The sequence below is a fragment of the Pseudomonas sp. Marseille-Q5299 genome, from assembly GCF_943737035.1.
Lineage (GTDB): Bacteria > Pseudomonadota > Gammaproteobacteria > Pseudomonadales > Pseudomonadaceae > Aquipseudomonas > Aquipseudomonas putida_E.
The window spans coordinates 174,079-199,778 of sequence record NZ_CALSFR010000008.1; the positions used below are offsets into that span (position 1 = coordinate 174,079).

Sequence of the window (25,700 nt, forward strand, 5' to 3'; positions counted from 1 at the left end):
GTGAGATCAGAACTGGGTCAGCACTTTGCCGTCGCCACCGGTGGCCGGTGGACGGTGCTTTTGGCTGTGGTCTTCGGTATCGCCGAGACGCTTGACCAGGTCGTTAAAGTCGGTGGTCAGCTTGGTGACCTTCTCGACCAGGTCAGTGCGAGCGGCCACCTCATCGGTGAACGCTTCGCCCTGTTCCTTGGCGTGCGTGGCCAGAGCCTCGATGGCCTCAGTCAGCTCGGAGAACTGGGCGTCATCCTTGACAGCTTTGTCCTTGCTCTTGCCGAGGGCTTCCATCACCCGTGAGAACAGGCCGGCGACCTTGCTCTCGCTGTCGGTGACTTCCTCGAATTCGAGCGCGATTTCGATGGCCTCGGAGAACAGGTTGTCCGGGTCATTTTTTCGCGCCTTGAGTGGGTTGGCGTCGGGATGCTGGGCGCTGAAGGTAAGCATCTCAGTGCCCAGGCTGGCCGGCGTGTCAGTTACGGCGATGCCGTCCAGGTAGGCGCGGCCGGTGTCTGCGAACTTCGGGCGGATCTCGATGCTGGTGAAGATTTTTTGACGGGCCTTGTTCAGGGCGATCAGGTCGGCGGTAGGCTCGATCTGGGCGAACAGGGCCAGCTTCTTCTTGCCGGCGACTTCGACTTCCTCGGTTTTCAGTGCCACGACGTCGCCGTAGGCCTTGAACGGGCCGTCTGGCAGTACGCTGCGGAAGTGTTCGAGCCAGACGCGAGCGCCGTAGGTGTTCGGGTTGTAGGTTTCGGCAGCGTCCACCAGCCACTGGCGCTCGATGGTTCGGCCGTCAGTGGTTGCGCCTTCAACGGCGACGCGGAAGAACTTGCTGCGGAATTTCTTGCTTGCTGCCATGCGGGCTGTCCTCAGTGCGGTGGCGTTGTGCCTTGCGATGAGGGGCATGGTCCGCAGCCGGCTGCTATACGGCAACGTGCTGCACTTGTAGACCTGCGGGCTACAGGGGGCGCCAGTGGGTGAATACGCGCGCGAGCGGCAGCATCGGCGCCATGAACACTACCGCCCAACCCACGACCGATCCGCGCCGCCAAGCCAAGTTCATGTACTGGACTGGGTGGCGAATCACCGATATCGCCGATTATCTCGACGAGAAGGAGAAGACCGTCCACAGCTGGAAGGCCCGAGATGAATGGGATCGGGCCGACAACGTCGAGCGTATTGGCGGCGCCCTTGAGGCGCGGCTGGTGCAACTGATCCTCAAGGACGGTAAGACCAGTGGCGACTTCAAAGAAATCGACCTTCTGCACCGGCAACTGGAGCGGCAGGCGCGTATTCAGCGGTACCAGGGCGGCGGTACCGAAACCGACTTGAATCCGAACATTGCCAAGCGGAACGAAGGGCCGAAGAAGCAGGCCAAGCGCAACGAGCTGGATGAGGAGCAGATCGAGAAACTCGTCGACGCCTTCCGCGACAGCTGTTTTGACTACCAGCTCGACTGGAACCGCGCTGGCAATCAGCGCACCCGGATGATCCTCAAGAGCCGGCAGATTGGCGCAACGTTCTACTTTGCCCGGGAAGCACTGATCGACGCCATTACGACCGGTCGAAACCAGATCTTCCTGTCGGCCAGCAAGGCCCAGGCGCACCAGTTCAAGACGTACATGCAAGCGTTCCTCAATGAGGTGCTGGGCATCAAGTTGACCGGTGACCCCATCGTGCTGTGGAACAACGCCGAGCTGCACTTCCTGGGTACGAACTTCCGCACCGCCCAAGGACGGTCCGGCAACTTCTATTTCGACGAATTCTTCTGGGTGCACGGCTTCGCCGAGATCAACAAAGTGGCCTCGGGTATGGCGCTGCACAAGAAGTGGCGCAAGACGTATTTCTCCACGCCGAGCAGCATGGCGCACCCGGCCTACACCTGGTGGACAGGTGAGCGGATCAACAAGGGCAAACCGACCGCGCAGCATATCCAGCTGGATGTGACCCACGAGGCCCTGCAGCAGGGCCGGCTGTGTGAGGATAAGATCTGGCGGCAGATCGTCACGATTATGGATGCCGAAGCCAGGGGCTGCGACCTGTTCGACCTGGACGAGCTGCGACTCGAATACGACGCGGCAGCGTTCCAGAACCTGCTCATGTGCCAGTTCGTAGACGACGGGGCGAGCATCTTCCCGCTCAGCATGCTGCAACCCTGCATGGTCGAAAGTTGGGACTGGCCCGGATACAGCCCATTCGCTGCCCGGCCATACGGAGAGCGACCGGTATGGGTTGGGTACGACCCGGCAGAGACCGGTGACTCGGCCGGCCTGGTGGTGCTCGCGCCTCCGTTGGTACCGGGCGGGAAGTTCTTCCTGTTGGAGAAGCACCAGTTTCGCGGGATGGACTTCAACTCGCAGGCCGAGACGATCCGCCAGATCACCAGGCGCTACAACGTGGCCTATATCGGTATCGACACCACTGGCATGGGCAGCGCCGTGGCCCAGCTGGTGCGCCAGTTCTTCCCGGCGCTCCGCACTTTCGCCTACAACCCCGAAGTCAAAACCCGCCTGGTCATGAAAGCGTGGGATGTCATCAGCAAAGGACGGCTGGAGTTTGATGCCGGGGCCACTGACGTGGCGCAGTCCCTCATGGCCATTCGCAAAACCATCACACCTGGCGGTCGCCAGTTCACGTACACCGCTGGTCGGAACGAAGCCACCGGCCACGCCGACCTGGCTTGGGCTCTTTTTCACGCCCTGCATAACGAGCCGCTCGAAGGGCAGACCGCTACCAACACTCGCATCATGGAGATCTTCTGATGAGCAACATCGATCTGGTCGGCGCCGCGCCGGCGCCTGCTGGTGAGCTGCTCGCCAACCCCAATGCCCGAGCCGAAGCCTTCACCTTTGGCGATCCGGTACCGGTCCTTGATGGACGCGAGATCCTGGATTACTTGGAGTGCTACCTCAACGGTAGATGGTATGAGCCACCTGTCTCGCTGGAAGGCCTGGCCCGCTCGTCGAAGGCCAGCGTCTACCTGCAGTCTGGACTGATCTTCAAGCGCAACGCCCTGGCCCGAACATTCATTCCCCACAAGTTGCTGAGCCGGCAGGCTTTCGAGCAGATCGTCATGGATCTGGGGTGGTCGGGCAATCTGTACCTGGAAAAGCGCGACAACATGCTCGGCCGGGCGATTGGGCTTCGACCTTGCTTGGCGAAGTACATGCGCCGAGGTGCGGATCTGGAAACTTACTACCAGGTGCGCGGTTGGCGTGATGAGCACGAGTTCAGGGCTGGCAGCATCTGCCATCTACGGGTGGCCGACATCAACCAGGAGGTGTACGGCCTGCCGGAATGGTTGCCAGCGCTGCAGGCCGCGCTGCTCAACGAGGCGGCAACGCTGTTCCGTCGCAAGTACTACCAGAACGGTAGCCACGCGGGTTTCATCTTGTACATGACCGACGCAGCCCAGAATGAAGACTTTGTCGATGATCTGCGCACGGCGATGAAGAGCAGCAAGGGACCGGGCAACTTCCGAAATCTGTTCATGTACGCACCCAACGGCAAGAAGGACGGCATTCAGTTGATCCCGATCAGCGAGGTGGCGGCGAAAGATGACTTCGGCGCGATCAAGAACATCAGCCGTGACGACCAGTTGGCCATGCTGCGGATTCCACCTCAGCTGATGGGCGTTGTACCGCAGAATTCCGGTGGCTTCGGTTCGGTGCGTGAGGCTACCCAGGTGTGGGCGGTGAACGAGCTGGAGCCCGAGCAGGCCAGGCTGCTGCAGATCAACGAATGGTTGGGGGAGGAAGTGATCCGGTTCAACCCCTATGAGGTGCCGGCCGGCAACACCAACTGAAGCCTATGAAACAGAAAAGCCGCCCATCGAGGCGGCTTTTTGTTATCCAAGCTCGATATCGGTGAGCCTCGATATCTGTTTTCTCATAAACCCTTTGCCAAGTGCTGCCAGCGTATCCATGGTGAACACGCCTGCGGCTGTGGCGCCCTTCTTTGTCAAAGCCCAGACCGCGTCGTCTCGAACTGAGTCGATAAAGTCATGCCCTATTGGGGTCAGCGCCCGGAAGTTGAACTGCCCTGACGGATTCATTCCATGGCCGCCCGCCATGTCGATCCAGCCGCTCTGAAGAATCTGATCGACGTGGTAATAAACCGCGTCACTGTCATAGCCCGGTATTGCCAAGTGGTCTTTGTAGCTGACCATGGCAATAGCGGTCGCTGGCTTGTCCAAACTTTCCAACTTCAGCATCAGCAGTCGGATCAGATCTGGGTCACGCTGCATCATTGTTCCTCCTTGAGGCGGCCCCGCGCCGCATCCGAACGATAGCGCCGATTCCTTCTGGACACCATCTTGGGTATTCGCGCTGCTCTGGGCCCGGCGCGCGCCCTCGTCCCCCCGCCACGCCTGCGGGCTAAACGTGTCGGAATTTCCGCACCCCCGCACGGCGCTGGCAGACCCTACGCCGTTGGGGTTGATCACGATGTGAGGGCGTGAGCTTTTCTGCGGATCCCTGCACCTGGAGAGGTTTGGCAGGTCGTTGTGTTGGCTTTCTGTGCGGGATAGGGGGAGGGGTCTGAAAAAGAGTAATCAGCGTAACCGGATGGGGTGGCGCATGGTGGAGGCCGCGTATTCATTGGGCCTGAGTGGTTACAGATGGGAGTAACAGAGAGGTAATGGAAAAGGTAATTTTAAGTTAAGTGATTGATTTTAAAGGCTTTGTAGTAAGCCATTTATCACTAAAACAAAAGGTAATCTGATTACTATTTGGTTACTAAGAAATCACTTTTCACCAAACCGATAAGGCCGCGTATTCCGTGGAGTGCAGGACAGGAAACGGTCAGGATTACCGATGTTACTCTTTTTTTTGACCCCCCCCTGTACCTTAAAACTGCCCACCTATACGCGAAGCCCGCGCCTACTCTTGAGGTTCAAGCTCCAGGCTCTTCGGATACCGACGGCGGCTGCCGAGCCAATTTGTGAGCGCCATGCCCGTGTATGCACCAAAGGCTGAGAACAGCAGGAGGCCAAAACGATTCGGGTCTGGGATAAAGCTGAAAGAGGAAGTGAAGAACGCCAGCAACATCACTGTCCCACCTGCTACTACAGGGACCCAGGTCGTCATTGCTCTGCCAAAACGATGGTATTTACCCGGCTTGACTGGCTTAGGTGGGTTAATGCGGCCGAGGTTGCGGAACCCCTGAGGTAGGCCTCGGAGGGTCCCTTTCACTTTGGGCCGTCGGTCGGTGCTGGTGTGCAGAATCTCAACTGCCACGCCATCTTTAGAATCAAGGAAGTTGAAGTTGAACGCCGCTTCGTTCGGTGAAGCGTCCGATGGCAGAGCGACCCGGAAGTCGTTTACCGCTCTGCTGGCTTTCAGCACAGAGACAGAAAGGATCTTTCCATCAGAGCCGATGGAAAACCGTAGTGGATCCTTGTCGACGATGTCTTCACCGAGAACAGTGTTTTCACCGGTGTTCCAGAGGAAGACGAGAGACTTCGTCAGGCGAGGGATGCTTGTCCCATCGTATTCCACGACGATTGCAGGCGGCAGAGCGTCAGATGCGCTGCCAAGAAGGTGTTCTCCGGTGTACACGTAGCCGATCTGGGTACGCTTTCGCGTCCACAGATAAATAAGGACAGCGCCTATAAAGCTGACAATGCCAATCAGTGAGCCTACCCAACCCGGCGCTAGTAGGCTTAGCGCGCTGTCGATCCCAGACATAGTCGGTTCCTAACGGAAAGGAGCCCATGGAGGGGCATGCTTGGTACGTGGCTTGGTACGTGTGACGCAAAAAACAAGGGCCTGCATCGCTGCAAGCCCTTGATTTATATGGTGCCGGCACCAGGAATCGAACCCGGGACCTACTGATTACAAGTCAGTTGCTCTACCATCTGAGCTATACCGGCAATGGGGCGTCATTATAACGATCGGTTGGCGCCTGTAAACCACTTCCTTGCGATTGTTTGAAAATGACCTAAGTCACCGGCTTAAAAGGAGAAATTTCCTACCAGCCGCGGTGGATGGTGTTGACGTTTGGTTCGGTCTTGGCGGGGTTGAAGAACAGCTTGTCGTTGTCGCAACCGCGCTTGCGGCAGGGGCTTTCTACGCGCAGGGGCAGGCCGTTGTCGCCGCCCAGCTGCATGCCGGGGGTGTTCCAGTCCAGGTTGCTGGTGTGCTGTGGCGTGGTGCCGCTGCCATTGGAGCAGGCAGTCAGGGCCAGGGAGAAGGTCAGCAGGGCAAGGGATTTGGCGTGGGGCACGATGTCTAGGTCCGTTAGTCCATGTCGGTTCTGGCGCAACGCCAGACGGTCGCGTGGCTGGCGGGGCAGCGCGCGACGTAGCTTTTTAATGATTTGGGGGACGGATCATACACCGTTGGGCCGGGCTCGCGGTGGATCGGCTTCGCATTGTGATGACTGTGCAGGCGTCTTCGCGGGTAAACACGCTCCCAAAGTTGCGGTGGTGCTCTTTCGCTCGGAGCGCAGCTGTAAGGTATTTCTGAATCTGAAACCAAATGCTTCAGTAACGGAGCACTTGGGAATTATCCTACGCAGCTTGCCGAAGCTTCACTGTTGGCGGGGAAGTGCCCCAGGGATAACGTTCCTGGGTCGCCAATACCCTGGTGACCGGGTGTGAGAAACCCGTTGTGGAGCTACTTGGCTAGCCTGTTATGGCGGTCGTACGCGGGCAGACTTCGGTCTGGCCGAGCTTTGTAGCTCCCTCGGTTTTCTCACCCCGCGTATGACTGCCACCTAGATCTGTGAGAAAGATCCGCGTGGCGGTTTCCAACTCAACGGAGCTGCTGCCATGAAGAAAATCGTTCCAGACCCACCTCGCCCTCTCATCTCCACCCCGTACTTCACCATCCACAGCGATATCTCCCCACCCGACGCCATCGCCCACGCCGGCCAGCTTTTGCGTGTCGTGGTCGAAACCCTGGACGACCACTGCCGTGACCACGCAGGCGAGCCCGGCCTGAACCTGCTGGCAAACGCCAACCATGCGGCTTATTCGGCCTATGTGCTGATCCAGCATGCGAAGCGGCGTTTGGACGATGCGCAGGATGGGGAGTCGTTCACATGAGCCTTGAAACCAAGCCTCTCACCACAGCCGGTATCGAGACGTTTCTCGAAGTCGGCAACCCGCCCGTGGATCTCTTGCGCGTACAACCCGGCATTCCTGTGGACGACGCCTATGAACAGGTTTCGATATTGCTGGGCTACATCAAGCACCTGGTGCGCGAAGGCGATATGGAGGATGACCACAAGCTACTGGGGGCCGCCGACTATCTCAGTGCGCTGGCCAAGGCACTGATGAACGATATCGAGATGGCGAAGAACAAGCTGCACTGAGTTGGAACGCACCTGTGGGGGCCGGGGAGCCGGCGCCCACAATCAGGCAGCGGCCGCACCAATCCAGCGCTGTTTGCCTAATCGAATTTTTGTTTATGCACAAGAGGCATCAGCGCCGTGCGCGAAAGGCGTGCCGATACGGCGCACCGCTGGTCTTTGCGCAAAGGCCTGTTTTTACTGGGGCTGTAGCTGCGGCGGGAATAAGCCGAACGTTTGAAATAGCGCTTGGATCCAACCATTCATCACAAGCTTGTTCACAGACTTATCCACAGGTTGTGCTGTGGCTAACGGTCGCGCTCGGCAAGCAGCAGCAGGTTGCGTGGGGTGAGTGGATAATCGCAAAAGGTGCCCAGGCGTACGGCGTAGCCGTGCTCTTCAAGAAACAGTGCGCGGTCGAGCACCAGCCACATTTCCAGTGGCCTTCTGAACAGGTTGCGTACCCGTTCCAGGTTGCGCACCTGGGCAAGGCGCTGCCAGCCTTCTGCTTCCAAGGCGTCCCAGTCGGGGTTGATGGTCAGTTCAAGCTCGCGCAGCTCGGCCAGATCGCGGCAGTACTGCTCGAAAGGTTTGGCCAGCCAGGCAACTGGCAGCGACGGCGTGGGCAGGTATTCATCACGCTGGCGCTGGCGGCGCTGCAGCAGGTCGAAGCCTAGGCGCCGGGCCATGGAGCAGTCGCGCTGGTGGCGAACCCGGGCGCCGGCGGTCACGCTTTCGCTCAGCGGCAGGCCCAGGTCCAAAAGTGACAGCTGCAGCGCCGAGCGCTGCGCAGCTGTGGATAACGGCTGGTACTGCTCGCCCTGGATGCGGTTGTAGCAGCAGGGCGCCACGGCGAGATGGCGGCAGCCTTGCTCACTGGCCACACGCAGCAAGTGCACATGCAGGTCGCCGCAGGCATGCAGGGCCACCACGCTCTTGTCGCTGCCCAGGTGGCGGCGGCTGTCTGCGGCCATGACATCCTGGTGCACGTGGGTTGCCGGCAGCTGGTGGTGGTCGCTCAGGGCTTGGCCGGCGCTGACCAGTTGGGCGTCGTACTCCAGGCAGGTCAGCTGCTGGCCGGGTTGCAGCAGGCGGCGGCCGAGGTAGCCTTTGCCTGAGCACCAGTCCAGCCAGTGGTGGGTCTGCGTGCGGAAGTTCAGGCGGCGGCTGAAGGCCTCGATCTGCTGCCACTTACGGCCCGGGACGTTGACGTCCAGGCGGTGTGCGGCGGGGGGCAGGCCGGTGTCGGGCAGCTCGCCCAGGGCGCTGAGCTGTTGGGCTTGCCTGGCAAGGTGTGGAAAAGGTGCGGGCACGCCCTGCGGGTCAAGGTCGGCTTCGGCATCGCTCAGGCTGCATTGGCGCAGGTGGGCGGACAGTGCGGGGTGTTCGGCTTCCCAGTCCAGGCGCAGGGTGGTGAAGGGCCTGGGTTTCCACAGCTGCTGGTGCTCGGTCAGGAACTGGTCGAGGGCCAGGAAGCGTTCGCGTAGTTGGTGGCTGTGGAGGAAAGGGGGCATGGGGCTTGGCACTGGTTGAGGTGAAGGGCCCCACCGCCATCAAGCCGGCTTGACGGCGGTGGGTTGCAGAGCTGCCCGTGGGGGTTTAACGCCCTTGGCAGGCATCCACCCGCAACCAGCGCTCCAGCAGCTTGAAGCCTTGCACCAGTACGAACGAGATCACCAGGTAGAACACCCCGGCAGCGAAGAAGATCTCCACCGGCAGGTAGGTACGGGCAATGATGGTCCGTGCCATGCCGGTCAGCTCCAGCAGGGTCACCGTACTGGCCAGGGCGCTGGCCTTGAGCATCAGGATCACTTCGTTGCTGTAGGCCGGCAGGCCGATGCGCGCAGCGCGGGGCAGCATGATGTAGAACAGCGTCTTGCCACGGGACATGCCCAGCGCTCGCGCCGCTTCAATTTCACCCTTGGGGATCGACTGCAGCGCGCCGCGCAGGATCTCGGCGATGTAGGCTGCGGTGTGCAGGGTCATGGTCAGCACCGTGCACCAGAACGGATCGCGCAGGTAGGGCCAGAGGCTGCTCGAACGCACTGCATCGAACTGCGCCAGGCCGTAGTAGACCAGGAACAGCTGCACCAGCAGGGGTGTGCCGCGGAAGAAGAAGATGTAGCTGAAGGGCAGGGCGCGCACGTACCAGTGCCGCGACGAGCGGGCGATACCCAGCGGGATCGCCAGGATCAGCCCGGCTACGACCGCGATGGCCACCAGCTCAAGGGTCAGGGTGGCACCCTGGGCCAGGCGCGGCAGCCACTTGATGATCACTTCCCAGTTCATTGTTCGGCCCTCGCAAAGCCGCGAGCGGCGCGTTTTTCCATGAAGTGCATGCCGGTCATGGCGACCACGGTCAGGCCCAGGTAGATGCAGGCCGCGACCATGTAGAAGGTGAACGGCTCTTTGGTCACGGTCACGCCGATCTGCGCGTGGCGCATGATTTCTTCCAGGCCGATCACCGACACCAGGGCGGTGTCCTTCATCAGGATCATGAACAGGTTGCCAAGGCCCGGCAGGGCGATGCGCCACATTTGCGGGAGGATGATCCGCGACAGGATGCGCGCTTTGGACAGGCCCAGCGCCAGGCCGGCTTCACGGTGGCCCTTGGGGATCGCCAGGATGGCGCCACGGAATACTTCAGTGGCGTAGGCGCCGAAGCACAGGCCCAGGGCGATCACGCCGGCGGCGAAGGCACTGAGTTCCAGGCCAGGCATGTTGAGGGCTTCGCCGAGGCTGTTCATCAGGCCGACGGTGCCGAAATAGATAAGCAGAACCCATAGCAGTTCGGGCACGCCGCGAACCAGGGTCGAGTAGAAGCCGCCAAGCCATTGCAGTGGCTTGAGCGGGGAGGTTTTGGCCAGGGCGCCGAGCAGGCCCAGGACCAGCCCCAGCAGCAAGGCGCAAAGCGCCAGTTTTACGGTCATCAGGGTGCCAGCCGCCAGGGCCGGACCGAATCCGTGCAGGTCGATATTCATGGGCAGGGTCGTTCTAGGGACCGGCGCGCCGCAAGGGCGCGCTGGTCGGGGCGAATCATTCGATGCTGAATGGGAAGTACTTGTCGTTGATCTTCTTGTACGTTCCGTCAGCCTTGATTTCTGCCAGGGCTTTGTTCAGCTTCTCGCGCAGCGGGTCACCCTTGCGTACGGCGATGCCGATCTTGTCGCTGTCGACCACAGGTTCGCCTTTGAACTCGAAGTTCATGCCGTCCTTGCTCTTGAGCCACTCGTACTGCACGTACTTGTCGGCCAGGATGCCGTCCACTCGGCCAGAGATCAGGTCGAGGTAGGCGTTTTCCTGGGTGTCGTACAGCTTGATGTCGATGTCGCTGCCGTAGGTGTCTTCCAGCCAGGTACCGGCCAGGGTGGCGCGCTGGGTGCCGATGATCTTGCCTTTGAGGTAGCTCGCGTCGGTCTTGAAGTCGACGTTCTTCGGCGCGATGAACTGCAGCTTGTTGGAGTAGTACGGGTCGGTGAAGTCGACGGCCTGCTTGCGCTCGTCGGTGATCGACAGCGACGACACCAGGAAGTCGAACTTCTTGGCATTGAGGGCCGGGATGATGCCGTCCCAGTCGGAGGTGACGACCGAGCACTCGACTTTCATCTTGGCGCACAGGGCGTCGCCGATGTCTTTGTCAAAGCCGACCACGTTACCGCTGGCGTCCTTGTTGTTGAACGGCGGGTAGGCCGCCTCGATACCCATGCGCAGTTTTTCTGCAGCCATGGCGTTGGCCGAAAACACCAGCGTGGCGGCAGCTGCCAGGAGGAATTTCTTGTAAGTCTGCATGTGTTGCTCCGTTAGCGGTGGCTGGACATGAATTGCTTGCAACGCGCCGAGGTCGGGTTTTCGAAGACCTGCTGCGGCGATCCTTGCTCTTCAACCAGGCCCTGGTGCAGGAAAACCACTTCACTGGACACCTGGCGGGCAAAGTTCATCTCGTGCGTCACCAGCAGCATGGTACGGCCTTCTTCGGCCAGTGCGCGGATAACGTTAAGCACTTCCTGGACCATTTCCGGATCGAGCGCCGAGGTTGGCTCATCGAACAGGATGACTTTAGGCCGCATGGCCAGGGTGCGGGCGATGGCAGCACGCTGCTGCTGGCCACCGGAAAGCTGGGCGGGGTAGCTGTGGCGCTTGTCGTAGATGCCGACCTTGTTCAGCAGCGCTTCGGCGGCTTCGGTGGCTTCGGCCTTGCTTTGGCCGAGCACGCGGCGTGGCGCCTCGATGATGTTGTCGAGGATCGACATGTGTGGCCACAGGTTGAAATTCTGGAAGACGAAGCCGATCTCGCTGCGCAGGCGATTGATCTGGCGGTTGTCGGCAGCGATCAGGTCGCCGTTTTTGGCGGCCTTGAGCTTGAGAGCTTCACCGGCAACCAGGATTTCGCCCTGGTGCGGGTTTTCCAACAGGTTGATGCAGCGCAGCAGGGTGGACTTGCCGGAGCCGGATGATCCCAGAATGGAGATCACGTCACCGTCACGCGCGGTCAGCGAAATGCCCTTGAGAATTTCCTGGTCGCCGTAGCGTTTGTGCAGGTTGCGGATTTCCAGCGCGGGCGTGGCCTGGGCCATGTGCGGTCCTCATGTGTTCGGGTGCGTTCCCAGCTGTTGGCGGCCTTCCTGGCGTGCGCCAAGCTAGCATAGCGGCATCAGGGCGGCCAACAGGGTCGCAAGGGGCTTTGGTCAATGCTGGGGCAGTTTGTCGCATCGCTGCAGCGCAACGTCGCGCAGATGTCCGCAAGGGTCTCGCCCAGCTCCATAGCCTTGATGAAAAAAGGCGCGATGGTGCCAGCTTTGGGCAGCACTGGGAAGCGCTTTTGGGCTATTTGCGGCTAAAGGCGCTGTCGCTGGCGAGTATTCGGGGTTACCCGACAACAGGCCTATCCAAGTGGAGGGTTGTACCACAGGGTTGCACTTTTATCCCTTGCAACAGTGCAAAGGCGCGCGGTGAAACGATCGACTTCAAGATGTGGCTGTTCCCGGGCCTGACCTGGGCGAGCATTGCTTTCATCGTTGCCGTGCTGGTGGTGATGGCGCTGCGTGAGGATCACCGTGCGCAGATCATCGCGACTGCGCTGCTGAGCATTGGGGTGGTTGCGGCTGGCTTGCTGGTGCACCGCAAGCGCCAGGCTGCCGGGCGGGTGGCGCTGGATAACTGATCCGCGCTGGCTGTAATGAAAAGGCCGCGTCCTGTGTAGGGTGCGGCCTTTTTTTGTTTGCCTGGTCTGGCCCTATCGCCGGCAAGCCAGCTCCCACAGGTACCCCGCTGCTCTCAAGCTCAGCGCAAACCCAGTGGGAGCCGGCTTGCCGGCGATAGGGCCGGTGAGCATTCAGCCGAACTGTTTCTGCTGCTGTTGCTGCTTGGCCACCAGTTCGGAAGCAGCGATATAGGCTTCCTGGAACTCGTCGCTTTCCAGCCAGGCCATGGTGGTGTCTTCGTCGGCGCCATCGAGCCAGGTGCGGTAGGCGTTGAACACCAGCACGATGTAGTCGGTGGCGTGCTCTTCCTTGTGGCCCTTGAGCACCAGTGCCAGCAGCGGGTCGACCAGGAACACCGAGATCATCGAGACCAGGCTGGTCTCCTGGGCGGCCTTCATCTTCACGAACAGCTCTTTATAGCTGTCGGTCTCCATGGCCTTGTTGAACACCTGCTCGATGCTGGCGCTGTCACCGGCGCTGGCTTTCACTGCCTGGCCACTGCGTACCATGCGGTTTTGCTTGGCTTTGCTGGCGGCGCGTTTGGCGCGTTTCTGTTGCTTGGTATTGGTGGCCATGGGGCTGGAAATCCTTGGGGGCGAAAATGTGCGTATTGAATCGTACTTGCCGAGCAAACCCAAGCGTTGCTAGCGCCCGGCAGACCGGAGCACCCCTTGCAGGCCCCGGCCTTCAACTGTCGAGCGCAGGCCCTTCATCCTCCTCGAACCCGCGCGAAGCCCGGCCAACCAGCAAGTCATCCGGCGCGTACGCCACGCTGGGGTCCTTGCCCGGGTAATCCAGCGAATGCAGGAAATGCCGGATGCAGTTGATCCGTGCGCGCTTCTTGTCATCGGACTTGATCACCGTCCACGGTGCATCGCCAGTGTCGGTATGGAAGAACATCGCCTCCTTGGCGGCGGTGTAGTCCTCCCATTTATCCAGCGACTTGATGTCGATGGGCGACAGCTTCCAGTGCTTGAGCGGGTCGTCCCGGCGCGAGATGAAGCGGCGCAACTGCTCTTCACGGTTCACCGAGAACCAGTACTTGAACAGCAGGATGCCGCTGTTGCACAGCATGCGCTCAAGGTCCGGCGCCTGGCGCATGAACTCCAGGTACTGCAGCGGTGTGCAGAACTCCATCACCTTCTCGACCCCGGCGCGGTTGTACCAGGAGCGGTCGAAGAACACCATTTCACCGGCCGTGGGCAGGTGCTGGATATAGCGCTGGAAATACCACTGGCCCTTTTCCTGCTCGGAAGGCTTCTCCAGCGCGACGATGCGCGCACCCCGCGGGTTCAGGTGCTCCATGAAGCGCTTGATGGTGCCGCCCTTACCTGCCGCATCCCGCCCTTCGAACAGCACTACCACGCGCTGGCCGGTGTCCTTGACCCAGCTTTGTACCTTCAGCAGCTCGATCTGCAGCGCGTGCTTGGCCTTCTCGTATTCCTGGCGGCGCATGCGGGTCGGGTAGGGGTAGCTCGCCGGCAGGCGGGCAGAGGTGCTGTCCTCGTTGCTGCCTTTCGGCGCGCTGGCCACTTCCAGTGCTGCGGGTTCCTGGCTGACCTGGGTGATGGATGGCTCAGGTTTGCGCTGACGGGCGCGGCGGGCCCGAGGCTTTGGTGTGGTGCTGGGCGTCGGTTCGGCGGGGGCGGGGAGCAGTAGGGGGGATTCTTCGGCCATTGTGGGCCTTGTGAGGTTGATTCGGATGTTTGCCCGGAATTGTGGGTTTGGGGGGGAGGGGGTTAGTTGATGCGGGTCAACTATACGGGGTAGGCATAACAGGATGAGAAATCCCAGACAACAAAAAACCCGCACTAGGCGGGTTTCTTGTTGTCGCTTCGGTTAATTTGCAACCACCAGAAGCTGAAGGTGGTGCCCAGAGACGGAGTCGAACCGCCGACACGAGGATTTTCAATCCTCTGCTCTACCGACTGAGCTATCTGGGCGACGAGGTGAATTAAATAGATTTCCAGACCGCTCGTCAACGACTTTTTGAAAAAATTTTAAATTAATTCCGTCGCTTACGATTTTTGGGGTCATTCGGCCGGTGGAACGTAACCTTCCGCCTGCGCGTAATCTTCGCCGGCGAAAAACTTGTCCATCTCGCCCTGAAGGTACTTGCGGTCCTCGGCGTTCATCATGTTCAGGCGCTTCTCGTTGATCAGCATGGTCTGGTGCTTCTGCCAGTCGCCCCAGGCTTGCTGCGAGATGTGCTCGAAGATGTCTTGGCCCTTGGCGCCGGGGTAAGGCGGGCGCTCCAGGCCTGGCAGTTGTTCTTTGTATTTGCGGCACATCACGGTGCGGGTCATCGGGCATCTCCTGCAATCAGTTCGTCGGCCGCGCGTTTGAGCAGCTTTTTGACCGGGGCGGCGAGGCCCAGGCGCGGCGGGGTGGCGAGGTTATACCAGAGCCAGTCGGCCTCGGCCACGTGCTGGCCGACCGGGTCGACACGCACCAGCCAAGGCTCAATCGCCAGCTGGAAATGGCTGAAGGTATGGGTCAGGCCGTCCAGCGCGCGGCTTTCGGCCAGGCGCAGGCCATGCTGGTAGGCCAGGTCATCGAGCTGCTCGATGGCGTCCAGCTCGGGCAGGCTCCACAGGCCACCCCAAAGGCCACTGGACGGGCGGCGGTAAAGCAGGATCGCGCCTTCATGGTTGGCCAACAGCGGCATCAGGGTGCGCCGCTGGGGCAGGGCCTTGCGCGGTTTGGGCTCGGGGTAGCGCGTTTCCTCGCCGTGCAGGTGCGCTTCGCAGCCGCTGCGCACGGGGCACAACAGGCAACTCGGCTTGCTGCGGGTGCACAGCGTGGCGCCCAGGTCCATCATCGCCTGGGTATAGTGGTTGGCGCGTTGTTGCGGGGTAAAGCGCTCGGCAGTGGCCCACAGGGCATTGGCCACCTTCGGTTCGCCCGGGTAGCCGGCCTGGGCGGTAAAGCGGGCCAGCACGCGTTTGACATTGCCGTCCAGGATCGGCGCACGGATCCCCATGCTGATGCTGGCAATGGCACCGGCGGTGGAGCGGCCGATACCAGGCAGCTCGGTAAGCTGTTCGACACTGCGCGGGAACTCGCCGCCGTGTTGCTCGACGACGATCCTGGCGGCCTTCTGCAGGTTGCGTGCACGGGTGTAGTAACCCAGGCCGGTCCACAGGTGCAGCACCTCGTCTTCCGGGGCCTCGGCCAGCGCCTGCACGGTGGGCAGGGCCTGCATGAAGCGGTCGAAGTAGTTCAGCACGGTGCTGACCTGGGTCTGTTGCAGCATGATTTCCGACACCCACACCCGGTAAGGGTTGATGCCCTGTTGCCAGGGCAGGTCGTGTCGGCCGTGCTGGTCGTACCAGTCCAGCACGGCGCTGGAGAACTGCGCAGGGCTCATCGCTTGAACAGCCCCTTGAGCGCGTCTTTCAATTCTGGGCTCACTTTGTCTCCGAGTTTTTCATCGAGCTTTTCATCGATCTTGTCTTTGAGGCGGTTGCCGGCCAGTTTGGCGGCAACCTTGCCCAGGCCGTCCTGGTCCAGGCGGCAGGCCTTGGCGCCAAGCTCCAGCGGGCCACGGCAACGCAGCGGCAGTTCGACGCCGACGTAACGCTCGTTGACCTGGCAGGCCGGGTCGGGCATGGCACGCTGATCACCTTCGACGATCACGCCGACGTTGTAGTCCATGCCCAGCACGCGCAGGTCGAGGTCGCCGTGGCCGTTGACGGTAAGGCCTGGGATGCGCGCCTTGAGGTCCGGGTTGCTGGCCACGCCGTTGCGCACCACCAGGCTGCCGCGCAGCTCTTCGAACGGCGTGTCCTTGCCGCGTGGTTCGCCGCTGAGCGTCTTGCGGTTGAGCGTGGCGATGGCCTGGCAGAGCTGCTGTTCCAGGTTGGCGTTGACCAGCACGCCGTCGTTGATGGTGAAGTTTGCGTTGCCGTTGAGGGTGTCCACCAGTGCCTTCTGGCTGTTACCGGTGGCTGTCAGGTCGCTGGTCAGGGTCAGCAGGCCTTTGACCGGCGGGGCCTGGTCTTTGTCTTCAGCCTTGATGAAGTGCTCCACCGGCACGCGGTTGATCTTGGTATTGACGCCGATCTGCGGCACGGCTGGGCGTACATCGACGGTGCCCTTGGCTTCGAAACTGCCGTCGTAAAGGCCACCGCGCAAGGTTTGCAAGGTGATCAGGCCGCCCTGGCCGTTCGCTTGCAGCTGCGCGTCGCTGATCGGCAGCTTGTCCAGGGTCAACGAGCCGAAGGCCAGGTCGGCCTGCAGGTCGAGGGTGCGAAGTCGGTCCACCGGCAGCAGCTTGTCGTTGCTCCAGGCAACCTGGGTGGGCGCGTTTGGCAGCGGCGAACTGCCGGCACCGGCGATCGCGCTGGCTTCCTGTTGCTTGACCTCGTTCTGGCGCGCTGCGGTGGCACCCTTGGCTGCTTCGCTCTTGGCCGGCATGTAGCGGTCGGCGTCGAACTGGTCGGCCTTGAGCTGCACGCGCAGGGCTTGCTTGGCAAAGTCCTCGACGGCAACGCGGCCGCTGAAGGTGCTGTCGTCGAGTTTTACGGCGAGGTCTTCCAGGGCCAGGCTGCTTGGCGTGCCCTGCAGGCGGGTGACCAGCTCCAGCTTGTTGAAGGCGGCGGGGTCGTTGGTGGCCGGCAGCGGGTGGCCGATGCCATCGAGGAAGGTGCGCAGGTCGAACTGGGCGATGGACAGCCCACCGCTGAGCTGCGGCGTCTTGTCCAGGTCGCGCAGGTTCAGCTCGCCTAGGGCGCGCAGCTGGTTGGCCGAGATTTTCAGGCCGTTCCAGGAGGCGACGTTGGCCGCCATATCGACCAACAGCTGGCCTTGGGCCGCGAAGGTCATGGTCTTGCCGGCCAGAGGCTCGCCCGAGGTTTCGCCAGACAGGCGCATGTCCTCGAAGTTGTAGCGCTTGAGCTTGCGGTCAAAGCGCAGCTCGCCGGCAAGTTCGGTGCGTGCCTTCATGTTCGGCTGGCTGGCGCTGAGGAAGGCGCTGGCCTTGAGCGGGATGTTCGCGCCCTCGTGAATCGGGCCGGTGCTCAGCTGGATGCTTTCGGCGCTGTAGCTCTGGCCGGTCTTGGCATCGCTGAAGTGCACGCGGGCGTTGTTCACGGTCAGGCTGTCGATGTCGAGCTTGACCGCACGTTCGCTGCTGCCCTCTGCAGGTGCGCCGGGCTGTTCGGCAGGCGCAGGTGCACTGGCGGTTGCGTCGGTTTGCGCAGGCAGCGGCTTGCCGATGTCTTCCCAGTTGCCATGGCCCTGTTCATCACGGTTCAGGGTCAGGTTCAGGCCTTCGACGCGCACATCGCTCATCTGCACTTCACGGCGCAGCAATGGCAGCACGCGTACCGACAGGCCAAGCATCTGCAGGTCGGCGAACGGTTCCTTGGGCTTGTTCAGGGTGGCGATGCTGGCTTCGTGAAGCTCCAGGCCCAGCCACGGGAACAGGCTCCAGCCGATGTCGCCATTGAGGGTCAGCTCGACGTGGGCTTTGTCGCGCGCCAACTGGCGGATCTCGTCTTTGTAGTCGTTGGGATCGAAGAGGTGGGTCAGGGCGAAGCCCAGCGCCACGATGATCAGCAGCAACCCGAGAAGCCCCAGTCCCAGGAGTTTGCCGAACGCTTTCATGGGCGAGTCCTTGTAGTCCGTATTTGATTTTCAAGCGCCAGAGTATAGCGCCGCAGTGGTATGCCCAGAGTATTCGACAAGAGATACAGAGCATTTCCTACCAAATGATCAGGTGTTGTGGCTTTCGACAGTTGTGGTTTGGGCAGTTCCTTTTTGCTGACTTGGCAGCAATACCGATTCAGCCGAGCAAAAAATAACGATATCAGATTGCTTTCATGTCATAGGCGAACTGGTACTCTTTCGCCGCCTGCGAAGCGGCCGCGACGTATTGTCGCGGGACGTTGCCCTGAAACGGCCGAGCCTTACGTGCAACCAGAAGAGCCGGGCATTCAATGCGCACGCATCGTCTACCTACATAAGGATCACATCCATGAACAGCAGTATCACGGCAGGAGCAGTGGCCAGCGCGCCAAGCTTCCTGTCGAAGGAGCGCATCATCGCCCGCCCGGGCTTCAACCGCTGGTTGGTACCCCCGGCCGCGTTGGCCATCCACCTGTGTATCGGCATGGCCTACGGTTTTTCCGTCTTCTGGCTGCCGCTTTCCCAAGCCATCGGCATCACGGCCCCGGTAGCGTGCTCGGCGGACATGGGCTTCATTGCCCGCATGTTCAGCGCCGAGTGCGACTGGCCCATTTCCATGCTGAGCTGGATCTACACCCTGTTCTTCGTGTTCCTCGGTTGCTCGGCAGCGGTGCTGGGCGGTTGGCTGGAACACGCCGGGCCGCGCAAGGCTGGCCTGGTGTCGGCCCTGTGCTGGTGCGGCGGCATGCTGATTTCGGCAATTGGCGTGAAGACCCACCAGCTATGGCTGATGTGGCTGGGCTCCGGCGTGATCGGCGGTATTGGCCTGGGCCTGGGCTACATCTCGCCGGTTTCGACCCTGATCAAGTGGTTCCCGGACAAGCGCGGCATGGCCACTGGCATGGCGATCATGGGCTTTGGCGGCGGCGCCATGGTCGGTGCACCGTTGGCCACTGCGCTGATGGGGCACTTCGGCAATGAGCATGAAGTGGGTGTGTGGCAGAGCTTCGTGGTGATGGCGGCGATCTACTTTGTGTTCATGACCGCAGGCGCCCTGGCGTACCGCGTGCCGCCGACCGGCTGGAAGCCTGAAGGCTGGACCGCGCCGGTGAAGAAAGCCAATGCGATGGTCACCGACCGTCACGTGCACGTCAGCGTTGCCTGGAAAACCCCGCAGTTCGCGCTGATCTGGCTGGTGCTGTGCCTGAACGTTTCTGCGGGCATCGGCATCCTGGGCATGGCGTCGCCACTGCTGCAGGAAGTGTTTGCCGGCAAACTGCTGGGCAACGAGCTGCGCTTCAGCGAGCTGAACGCTGCACAATTGGCGCAGATTGCCGCCATTGCCGCTGGCTTCACCGGCCTGCTGAGCCTGTTCAACATCGGTGGGCGGTTCTTCTGGGCATCGTTCTCGGACTACATCGGCCGCAAGAACACCTACTTCGCCTTCTTCGCCTTGGGTGTGGGCCTCTACAGCCTGGTACCGAACATGGGCCACCTGGGCAACGTGGCACTGTTCGTGGCGGCGTTCTGCATCATCCTGTCCATGTACGGCGGTGGTTTCGCCACGGTGCCGGCCTACCTGGCCGACCTGTTCGGTACGCAGATGGTCGGTGCCATCCACGGTCGCCTGTTGACGGCCTGGGCCGCTGCCGGCGTGCTGGGCCCGGTGCTGATCACTTACCTGCGTGAGTACCAGTTGGCGGCGGGTGTGGAGCGTGCGGCGGCTTATGACATGACCCTGTACATCCTCGCTGGCCTGCTGGTGCTGGGCTTCGTCTGCAACCTGCTGGTGCGCCCGGTGGCCGACAAGCACTTCATGAGCGATGCCGAGCTTGCGGCCGAGCGTGCCCTGAGCCACGACAAAGGTGCCGACGGCGCGCGTTCGCTGGAGTGGCATGCTGCGCCTGGCAGCCTGCCGCTGGTGCTGATCGCTTGGGCGGTGGTGGTGATTCCGCTGGCCTGGGGGGTGTGGATTACCCTGCAGAAGACGGCGGTGTTGTTCCACTGAGGTGCATCACAGCCAGCTGACTGGCTGGCTGTGATGGCCTCATCGCCGGCAAGCCGGCTCCTGCAAGCTTCTCCACCAAGCATGAGTTTTGGGGAGGCCTCTGGGGGCCGGCTTGCCGGCGATCGGGCTGCGGAGCAGCCCCTTGCAATGCCATATGTCATCCGCGTTCCAAGCTTGAGCGTTCTGGGCCTATAATGGAGCCCTTTTCGCCCAATGATTTTGCGGAGCTGGTGATGGTCGAACGTAAGGCTTCCGTCGAGCGCAATACCCTGGAAACCCAGGTCAAGTGCTCGATCAACCTCGATGGCAGTGGCAAGGCCCGATTCGATATCGGCGTGCCTTTCCTTGAACACATGCTCGACCAGATTGCCCGACACGGGCTGATCGATCTGGATATCGAGTGCAAGGGTGACCTGCATATCGACGATCACCATACCGTCGAAGACGTCGGTATCACGCTGGGCCAGGCATTCGCCCAGGCCATCGGTGACAAGAAAGGCATCTTCCGTTACGGCCATGCCTATGTGCCGCTGGACGAAGCGCTGTCGCGTGTGGTCATCGACTTCTCCGGCCGCCCAGGCCTGCAGATGCACGTGCCGTACACCCGCGCCACCGTTGGCGGCTTCGATGTCGACCTGTTCCAGGAGTTCTTCCAGGGCTTCGTCAACCATGCCTTGGTTACCCTGCACATCGACAACCTGCGTGGCCACAACACCCACCACCAGATCGAAACCGTGTTCAAGGCCTTTGGTCGTGCCCTGCGCATGGCCGTGACCCAGGACGAGCGCATGGCCGGGCAGATGCCATCGACCAAGGGATGCCTGTAAATGCAGACGGTAGCCGTAATCGACTATGGCATGGGCAACCTGCACTCGGTGGCCAAGGCGCTCGAGCACGTCGGCGCCGGCAAGGTGCTGGTCACCAGTGATGCTGCGGTGATTCGCGAGGCTGACCGTGTGGTGTTCCCGGGCGTGGGCGCGATTCGCGACTGCATGGCCGAAATCCGCCGCCTGGGCTTCGACAGCCTGGTGCGTGAAGTCAGCCAGGACCGGCCGTTCCTGGGCATCTGTGTCGGCATGCAGGCCCTGCTGGACCACAGCGAAGAAAACGACGGTGTCGACTGCATCGGCCTGTTCCCTGGCCAGGTGCGCTTCTTCGGTAAAGACCTGCAGGAAGGTGGTGAGCACCTGAAAGTGCCGCACATGGGCTGGAACGAAGTCACCCAGGCGGTCGACCACCCGCTGTGGCACGACATCTCTGATCGTGCGCGCTTCTATTTTGTGCACAGCTACTACATCAATGCCGGCAAGCCGGGCCAGGTGGTCGGTCGCGGCCATTATGGCGTCGACTTCGCTGCCGCGCTGGCCGAGGGTTCGCGCTTTGCCGTGCAGTTCCACCCGGAGAAGAGCCATACCCATGGCCTGCAGCTGCTGCAGAACTTCGTCGCCTGGGACGGGCGCTGGTAAATGAGCAGGTCGAAGATCAAGGCCCCCGTCATCACCCTGGCCCCCGAGCAGGAGCGCGAAGCGCTCGACACCCTCAAGCGCTTCCTCGAAGACCGCTTCGAGCTGCAGCTGGGGTCGTTCGAGGTGGCCGAGGTCCTCGACGTGTTCAGCAAAGAGATTGCACCCCATTACTACAACAGGGCGATTGCCGATGTTCAGCTGCACCTCAAGGAGCGGTTCGAGAGCATCGAGAGCGACCTGTGGGCGTTGGAAAAAAGCTGAAAGCTTCAAGCCTCAAGCTGCAAGCCAAAGCTGGACCGCCATCGAAAACACGACGCGCATGCTTGCAGCTTGTCGCTTGCAGCTTGCCGCTTGAATTGACGAAGGAAAGAGCATGCTGATTATCCCCGCTATCGATCTGAAGGACGGTGCCTGCGTGCGCCTGCGCCAGGGCCGCATGGAAGACTCCACGGTATTTTCCGACGACCCGGTGAGCATGGCCGCCAAGTGGGTCGAGGGTGGTTGCCGCCGCCTGCACCTGGTCGACCTCAACGGCGCCTTCGAAGGCCAGCCGGTCAACGGTGAGGTGGTCACTGCCATCGCCAAACGTTACCCGAACCTGCCGATCCAGATCGGCGGCGGCATCCGTTCGCTGGAAACCATCGAGCACTACGTCAAGGCTGGCGTCAGCTATGTGATCATCGGCACCAAGGCAGTCAAGCAGCCAGAGTTCGTCGCCGAAGCGTGCAAGGCCTTCCCCGGCAAGGTCATCGTCGGCCTGGACGCCAAGGACGGTTTCGTCGCCACCGACGGCTGGGCTGAAGTGAGCTCGGTGCAGGTCATCGACCTGGCCAAGCGTTTCGAGGCCGATGGCGTCTCGGCGATCGTCTACACCGACATCGCCAAGGACGGCATGATGCAGGGTTGCAACGTGCCATTCACCGCGGCGCTGGCAGCGGCCACCTCGATCCCGGTGATCGCCTCGGGCGGCATCCACAACCTGGGTGACATCAAGACCCTGCTGGACGCCAAGGCCCCAGGCATCGTCGGTGCCATCACTGGCCGTGCCATCTACGAAGGCACCCTCGATGTCGCCGAGGCCCAGGCCTTCTGCGACAACTACAAAGGCTGAGGACTGAACCATGGCACTGGCCAAGCGCATCATCCCTTGCCTGGACGTGGACAACGGCCGGGTGGTCAAGGGCGTCAAGTTCGAGAACATTCGTGATGCCGGCGACCCGGTGGAAATTGCCCGTCGCTACAACGAGCAGGGTGCCGACGAAATCACCTTCCTCGACATCACCGCCAGCGTCGATGGCCGCGACACCACCCTGCATACCGTCGAGCGCATGGCCAGCCAGGTGTTCATCCCGCTGACCGTGGGCGGTGGCGTGCGTACCGTGCAGGACATCCGCAACCTGCTCAATGCCGGTGCCGACAAGGTTTCGATCAACACCGCTGCGGTGTTCAACCCAGAGTTCGTGGGTGAGGCTGCCGACCGTTTCGGTTCGCAGTGCATCGTGGTGGCCATCGATGCCAAGAAGGTGTCAGCGCCCGGTGAAGCGCCGCGCTGGGAAATCTTCACCCATGGTGGGCGCAAGCCGACCGGGCTGGACGCCGTCGAGTGGGCGAAGAAGATGGAAGGCCTGGGGGCCGGTGAGATCCTGCTGACCAGCATGGACCAGGACGGCATGAAGAACGGTTTTGACCTGGGCGTGACCCGCGCCATCAGCGATGCGCTGGGCATTCCGGTGATCGCTTCGGGTGGTGTGGGTAACCTGCAGCACCTGGCTGACGGGATTCTGGAAGGGCATGCCAGCGCGGTGCTGGCGGCGAGCATCTTCCACTTCGGTGAGTACACGGTGCCGGAGGCCAAGGCCTACATGGCTGCACGCGGTATCGTCGTTCGCTGATGGATTGTTGGGAGGGCTTTGCCCTCCTTTCGCGACACAAGGCCGCGCCTACAGATACGCCTTTTGTAGGAGCGGCCTTGTGTCGCGAAAGGGCCGCACAGCGGCCCCAGTTGCATCACCCGTGGTTCTTCCCAAGCAGCGCGTGGTAAAGCTCGGTATCCCCAAGTATCCCCACCACCTTGTCGTTATCCTGCAGCACCAGCTTGTTGCCGGTCTGGTAACGGATCTGCAGCGCCTCGCGCATGCCGATATCGGCGTTGACCAGCGTAGGCCGGCGTTCCAGCAACTCGACATCCTCCCCTGGCGCCCAGTTCTGCAGGTCCAGCCCGTTCTGCCCCTGGCGTGCACGCTTGAGCGAGCCGCCTTCGCCCAGGTCCAGCCACGAGTCGATGCCTGGGTCCAGGCACACCGAACCGTTGATCCGCTTGCAGTTGTCCAGGGTGCGCATCAGGCTGCGGCCGCACAGTACGTTCAGCGGGTTGGTGTGGGCCACGAAGGTGCGCACATACTCGTCCGCCGGGTTGAGCACGATCTCCTCGGGCTTGCTGTACTGGATGATCCGCCCGTCCTTCATGATGGCGATGCGGCTGCCCAGCTTGAGCGCTTCGTCCAGGTCGTGGCTGACGAACACGATGGTCTTGTTGAGCTTGCGCTGCAGCTCCAGCAACTCGTCCTGCAAGCCCTGGCGGATCAGCGGGTCGAGGGCCGAGAACGGTTCGTCCATCAGCAGGATGTCGGCGTCCATGGCCAGCGCCCTAGCCAGGCCCACGCGCTGCTGCATGCCGCCGGAGAGTTCGTCCGGCTTCTTGTTGCGCCACTGGGTCAACCCCACCAGCTCGAGCTTCTCGTCGACCAGCTTGCGCCGTTCCTTTTCAGGGCGGCCCTGCATTTCCAGGCCAAAGCTGATGTTCTCGCGCACCGTCAGCCAGGGCATCAGGGCGAACTTCTGGAACACCATGGCGATGCGCTTGGTGCGCATCATCTTGAGCTCCGCCGGGGTGCAGTGGGCAATGTCGATGTGCTGGCCTTCGTGCTCGACGAACAGCTTGCCGCGGCTGACGGTGTTCAGGCCGTTGATGCAGCGCAGCAGGCTCGACTTGCCCGAACCGGACAAGCCCATCAGCACACAGATCTCGCCCTTGTTGATGTCCAGGTTGGCCTTTTCGACGCCGACCACAAGGCCGGTCTGCTTGAGGATCTGCTCGCGGGTCTTGCCCTGGTCGAGTAGTGCCAGGGCCTCGCGCGGCTTGTTGGAGAAGATGACGTCGACGTCTTCGAAACGAATGATGCTCATGCTTCACCCCTTGCCGTGACTTCCGGTTGCTTGCAGATACGGTCGAGCATGATGGCCAGCAGTACGATCGCCAGGCCCGCTTCGAAGCCCAGGGAAATATCGGCGGTGTTCAGTGCGTTGACCACGGGTTTGCCCAGGCCGTCGGCACCCACCAGGGCGGCGATCACCACCATCGACAGCGACAGCATGATGCACTGGGTGACACCGGCGGCGATGCTGGGCATCGCGTGGGGCAGTTCGATGCGGGTCAGCAACTGGCGCCGCGAGCAGCCGAAGGCCTTGCCGGCGTCCAGCAGCTCCTGCGGGACGTCACAGATGCCCAGGTAGGTCAGGCGAATCGGCGCGGCGATGGCGAACACCACCGTGGAGATCAGCCCAGGCACCACACCCAGGCCGAACAGGGTCAGGGTAGGGATCAGGTAAACGAAGGTCGGCACTGTCTGCATCAGGTCGAGCACCGGGCGCATCACGGTGTAGAACATCGGTTTATGCGCAGCGACGATACCCAGCGGCACGCCGATGGCCACACAGACCACGGTGGCAAAGGTGACTTGTGCCAGGGTTTCCATGGTCTCCTGCCAGTACCCCAGGTTGAGGATCAGCAGAAAGGAGAGGGCGACGAACACCGTCAGTGCCCATTTACGCTGGATCAGGTGCGCGAGGGCGGCGAACAGGGCGATGAGGACGAACGGGTTGAACCAGGTCAGGGTGCTGGTGACGCCATGGATCATGAATTCCAGGCCTTGGGCGATGGCGTCGAAGTAATCGGCGCCATTCTGGGTCAGCCATTCGACGAATGACGCGATGTACTGACCCAGGGGTATTTTCTGATCGATAAGCATGATAGCGAGCTTCCACCTGCAAAGATTGAAATCAGTCCGGGGCGAGCACGGTCCCGCCCCGCGGTGTTGCCTTGGC

The 25,700-nt window shown here is 61.6% G+C and carries 26 protein-coding genes, 2 tRNA genes and 1 pseudogene; 11 read left to right on the forward strand and 18 right to left on the reverse strand.

The features are described from left to right. Nucleotides 1-6 precede the first annotated feature (6 nt). Nucleotides 7-855 carry a GPO family capsid scaffolding protein gene (locus NGJ21_RS21620; RefSeq protein WP_251962657.1) on the reverse strand — a complete coding sequence of 283 codons (849 nt, stop codon included), beginning with the start codon at nucleotides 853-855 and terminating at the stop codon, nucleotides 7-9. A 152-nt stretch (nucleotides 856-1,007) separates the two neighbouring features. Between NGJ21_RS21620 and NGJ21_RS21625 the strand changes: the two genes are divergently transcribed. Together NGJ21_RS21625 and NGJ21_RS21630 are read left to right on the forward strand one after the other, a co-directional pair. Then, entirely contained in the window at nucleotides 1,008-2,759 is a 1,752-nt protein-coding gene (locus NGJ21_RS21625; RefSeq protein WP_251962658.1) for a terminase ATPase subunit family protein, read from the forward strand. Continuing rightward, nucleotides 2,759-3,802: a phage portal protein gene (locus NGJ21_RS21630; protein WP_251962659.1), complete on the forward strand. Its 1,044-nt coding sequence runs from the start codon at nucleotides 2,759-2,761 to the stop codon at nucleotides 3,800-3,802. Before NGJ21_RS21625 ends, NGJ21_RS21630 begins: the two co-directional genes overlap by 1 nt. A gap of 42 nt (nucleotides 3,803-3,844) precedes the next feature. Here the strand turns inward: NGJ21_RS21630 and NGJ21_RS21635 are convergent, their stop codons facing one another. From NGJ21_RS21635 to NGJ21_RS21650, 4 genes are all read right to left on the reverse strand, one after another. Beyond that, a complete protein-coding gene (locus tag NGJ21_RS21635; protein ID WP_251962660.1) occupies nucleotides 3,845-4,246 on the reverse strand; it encodes a DUF2513 domain-containing protein in 402 nt (133 codons plus the stop codon). Between the two features lie 631 nt (nucleotides 4,247-4,877). After that, complete coding sequence (locus NGJ21_RS21640; RefSeq protein WP_251962661.1) at nucleotides 4,878-5,684, reverse strand: hypothetical protein; 807 nt, start codon at nucleotides 5,682-5,684, stop codon at nucleotides 4,878-4,880. Nucleotides 5,685-5,793: 109 nt separating this feature from the next. After that, nucleotides 5,794-5,869 (reverse strand) — tRNA-Thr (locus tag NGJ21_RS21645). 98 nt (nucleotides 5,870-5,967) lie between these two features. Beyond that, complete coding sequence (locus NGJ21_RS21650) at nucleotides 5,968-6,222, reverse strand: hypothetical protein (RefSeq protein WP_251962662.1); 255 nt, start codon at nucleotides 6,220-6,222, stop codon at nucleotides 5,968-5,970. 547 nt (nucleotides 6,223-6,769) lie between these two features. Between NGJ21_RS21650 and NGJ21_RS21655 the strand changes: the two genes are divergently transcribed. Next, nucleotides 6,770-7,045, forward strand: coding sequence for a hypothetical protein (locus NGJ21_RS21655; protein WP_046788292.1), 276 nt, complete (start codon nucleotides 6,770-6,772; stop codon nucleotides 7,043-7,045). Beyond that, entirely contained in the window at nucleotides 7,042-7,314 is a 273-nt protein-coding gene (locus NGJ21_RS21660) for a DUF3077 domain-containing protein (RefSeq protein ID WP_046788293.1), read from the forward strand. Before NGJ21_RS21655 ends, NGJ21_RS21660 begins: the two co-directional genes overlap by 4 nt. Before the next feature lie 284 nt (nucleotides 7,315-7,598). On the opposite strand, the gene NGJ21_RS21665 is transcribed toward NGJ21_RS21660, so the two are convergent. From NGJ21_RS21665 to NGJ21_RS21685, 5 genes are all read right to left on the reverse strand, one after another. Then, nucleotides 7,599-8,804, reverse strand: a complete 1,206-nt coding sequence (locus tag NGJ21_RS21665) for a methyltransferase (RefSeq protein WP_251962663.1) — start codon at nucleotides 8,802-8,804, stop codon at nucleotides 7,599-7,601. A gap of 85 nt (nucleotides 8,805-8,889) precedes the next feature. Continuing rightward, nucleotides 8,890-9,579 (reverse strand): ABC transporter permease, encoded by a 690-nt coding sequence (locus NGJ21_RS21670; protein ID WP_046788295.1) that lies wholly within the window; start codon nucleotides 9,577-9,579, stop codon nucleotides 8,890-8,892. After that, nucleotides 9,576-10,271, reverse strand: a complete 696-nt coding sequence (locus tag NGJ21_RS21675; RefSeq protein WP_012316686.1) for an ABC transporter permease — start codon at nucleotides 10,269-10,271, stop codon at nucleotides 9,576-9,578. The genes NGJ21_RS21670 and NGJ21_RS21675 overlap by 4 nt, the downstream gene beginning before the upstream one ends. 55 nt (nucleotides 10,272-10,326) lie before the next feature. Beyond that, nucleotides 10,327-11,079, reverse strand: a complete 753-nt coding sequence (locus NGJ21_RS21680; RefSeq protein WP_115273105.1) for an ABC transporter substrate-binding protein — start codon at nucleotides 11,077-11,079, stop codon at nucleotides 10,327-10,329. A gap of 11 nt (nucleotides 11,080-11,090) precedes the next feature. Further along, nucleotides 11,091-11,864: an ABC transporter ATP-binding protein gene (locus tag NGJ21_RS21685; RefSeq protein ID WP_012316684.1), complete on the reverse strand. Its 774-nt coding sequence runs from the start codon at nucleotides 11,862-11,864 to the stop codon at nucleotides 11,091-11,093. 365 nt (nucleotides 11,865-12,229) lie between these two features. Between NGJ21_RS21685 and NGJ21_RS21690 the strand changes: the two are divergent. Then, nucleotides 12,230-12,451: pseudogene (locus NGJ21_RS21690) on the forward strand (GABA permease); the annotation flags it as partial. 171 nt (nucleotides 12,452-12,622) lie between these two features. Here the strand turns inward: NGJ21_RS21690 and NGJ21_RS21695 are convergent. The 6 genes from NGJ21_RS21695 to NGJ21_RS21720 all read right to left on the reverse strand — a co-directional run bounded on the left by NGJ21_RS21695 (nucleotide 12,623) and on the right by NGJ21_RS21720 (nucleotide 18,101). Then, complete coding sequence (locus tag NGJ21_RS21695) at nucleotides 12,623-13,066, reverse strand: hypothetical protein (protein WP_039603031.1); 444 nt, start codon at nucleotides 13,064-13,066, stop codon at nucleotides 12,623-12,625. A 112-nt stretch (nucleotides 13,067-13,178) separates the two neighbouring features. After that, a complete protein-coding gene (ppk2, locus tag NGJ21_RS21700; RefSeq protein ID WP_251962664.1) occupies nucleotides 13,179-14,168 on the reverse strand; it encodes a polyphosphate kinase 2 in 990 nt (329 codons plus the stop codon). Nucleotides 14,169-14,358: 190 nt separating this feature from the next. Then, a tRNA-Phe gene (locus NGJ21_RS21705) sits at nucleotides 14,359-14,434 on the reverse strand. Between the two features lie 90 nt (nucleotides 14,435-14,524). Then, nucleotides 14,525-14,797, reverse strand: a complete 273-nt coding sequence (locus NGJ21_RS21710; protein WP_251962665.1) for an oxidative damage protection protein — start codon at nucleotides 14,795-14,797, stop codon at nucleotides 14,525-14,527. After that, on the reverse strand, nucleotides 14,794-15,861 hold the full coding sequence (gene mutY / locus NGJ21_RS21715; protein ID WP_119687916.1) for an A/G-specific adenine glycosylase: 1,068 nt from the start codon (nucleotides 15,859-15,861) through the stop codon (nucleotides 14,794-14,796). The genes NGJ21_RS21710 and mutY overlap by 4 nt, the downstream gene beginning before the upstream one ends. After that, nucleotides 15,858-18,101: an AsmA family protein gene (locus NGJ21_RS21720; protein WP_251962666.1), complete on the reverse strand. Its 2,244-nt coding sequence runs from the start codon at nucleotides 18,099-18,101 to the stop codon at nucleotides 15,858-15,860. Before NGJ21_RS21720 ends, mutY begins: the two co-directional genes overlap by 4 nt. A gap of 370 nt (nucleotides 18,102-18,471) precedes the next feature. Here NGJ21_RS21720 and NGJ21_RS21725 point away from each other — a divergent pair, with 370 nt between their 5' ends. The 6 genes from NGJ21_RS21725 to hisF all read left to right on the forward strand — a co-directional run bounded on the left by NGJ21_RS21725 (nucleotide 18,472) and on the right by hisF (nucleotide 23,488). After that, on the forward strand, nucleotides 18,472-20,130 hold the full coding sequence (locus NGJ21_RS21725) for an OFA family MFS transporter (RefSeq protein ID WP_046788301.1): 1,659 nt from the start codon (nucleotides 18,472-18,474) through the stop codon (nucleotides 20,128-20,130). 233 nt (nucleotides 20,131-20,363) lie between these two features. Next, nucleotides 20,364-20,957 (forward strand): imidazoleglycerol-phosphate dehydratase HisB, encoded by a 594-nt coding sequence (gene hisB / locus NGJ21_RS21730; protein WP_012316676.1) that lies wholly within the window; start codon nucleotides 20,364-20,366, stop codon nucleotides 20,955-20,957. Then, the gene (gene hisH, locus NGJ21_RS21735; RefSeq protein WP_012316675.1) at nucleotides 20,958-21,596 is read left to right on the forward strand and encodes an imidazole glycerol phosphate synthase subunit HisH; all 639 of its coding nucleotides are present in this window, start codon (nucleotides 20,958-20,960) and stop codon (nucleotides 21,594-21,596) included. Then, a complete protein-coding gene (locus NGJ21_RS21740; RefSeq protein WP_119687914.1) occupies nucleotides 21,597-21,857 on the forward strand; it encodes a DUF2164 domain-containing protein in 261 nt (86 codons plus the stop codon). A gap of 112 nt (nucleotides 21,858-21,969) precedes the next feature. Continuing rightward, nucleotides 21,970-22,707 (forward strand): 1-(5-phosphoribosyl)-5-[(5-phosphoribosylamino)methylideneamino]imidazole-4-carboxamide isomerase, encoded by a 738-nt coding sequence (gene hisA, locus NGJ21_RS21745; RefSeq protein ID WP_012316673.1) that lies wholly within the window; start codon nucleotides 21,970-21,972, stop codon nucleotides 22,705-22,707. A gap of 10 nt (nucleotides 22,708-22,717) precedes the next feature. Continuing rightward, the gene (gene hisF / locus NGJ21_RS21750) at nucleotides 22,718-23,488 is read left to right on the forward strand and encodes an imidazole glycerol phosphate synthase subunit HisF (RefSeq protein ID WP_012316672.1); all 771 of its coding nucleotides are present in this window, start codon (nucleotides 22,718-22,720) and stop codon (nucleotides 23,486-23,488) included. A 115-nt stretch (nucleotides 23,489-23,603) separates the two neighbouring features. Here hisF and choV read toward each other — a convergent pair whose 3' ends face one another. Next, nucleotides 23,604-24,782: a choline ABC transporter ATP-binding protein gene (gene choV / locus NGJ21_RS21755; protein WP_046788302.1), complete on the reverse strand. Its 1,179-nt coding sequence runs from the start codon at nucleotides 24,780-24,782 to the stop codon at nucleotides 23,604-23,606. Continuing rightward, complete coding sequence (gene choW, locus NGJ21_RS21760) at nucleotides 24,779-25,627, reverse strand: choline ABC transporter permease subunit (RefSeq protein WP_177010808.1); 849 nt, start codon at nucleotides 25,625-25,627, stop codon at nucleotides 24,779-24,781. Before choW ends, choV begins: the two co-directional genes overlap by 4 nt. Nucleotides 25,628-25,700: the final 73 nt, after the last annotated feature.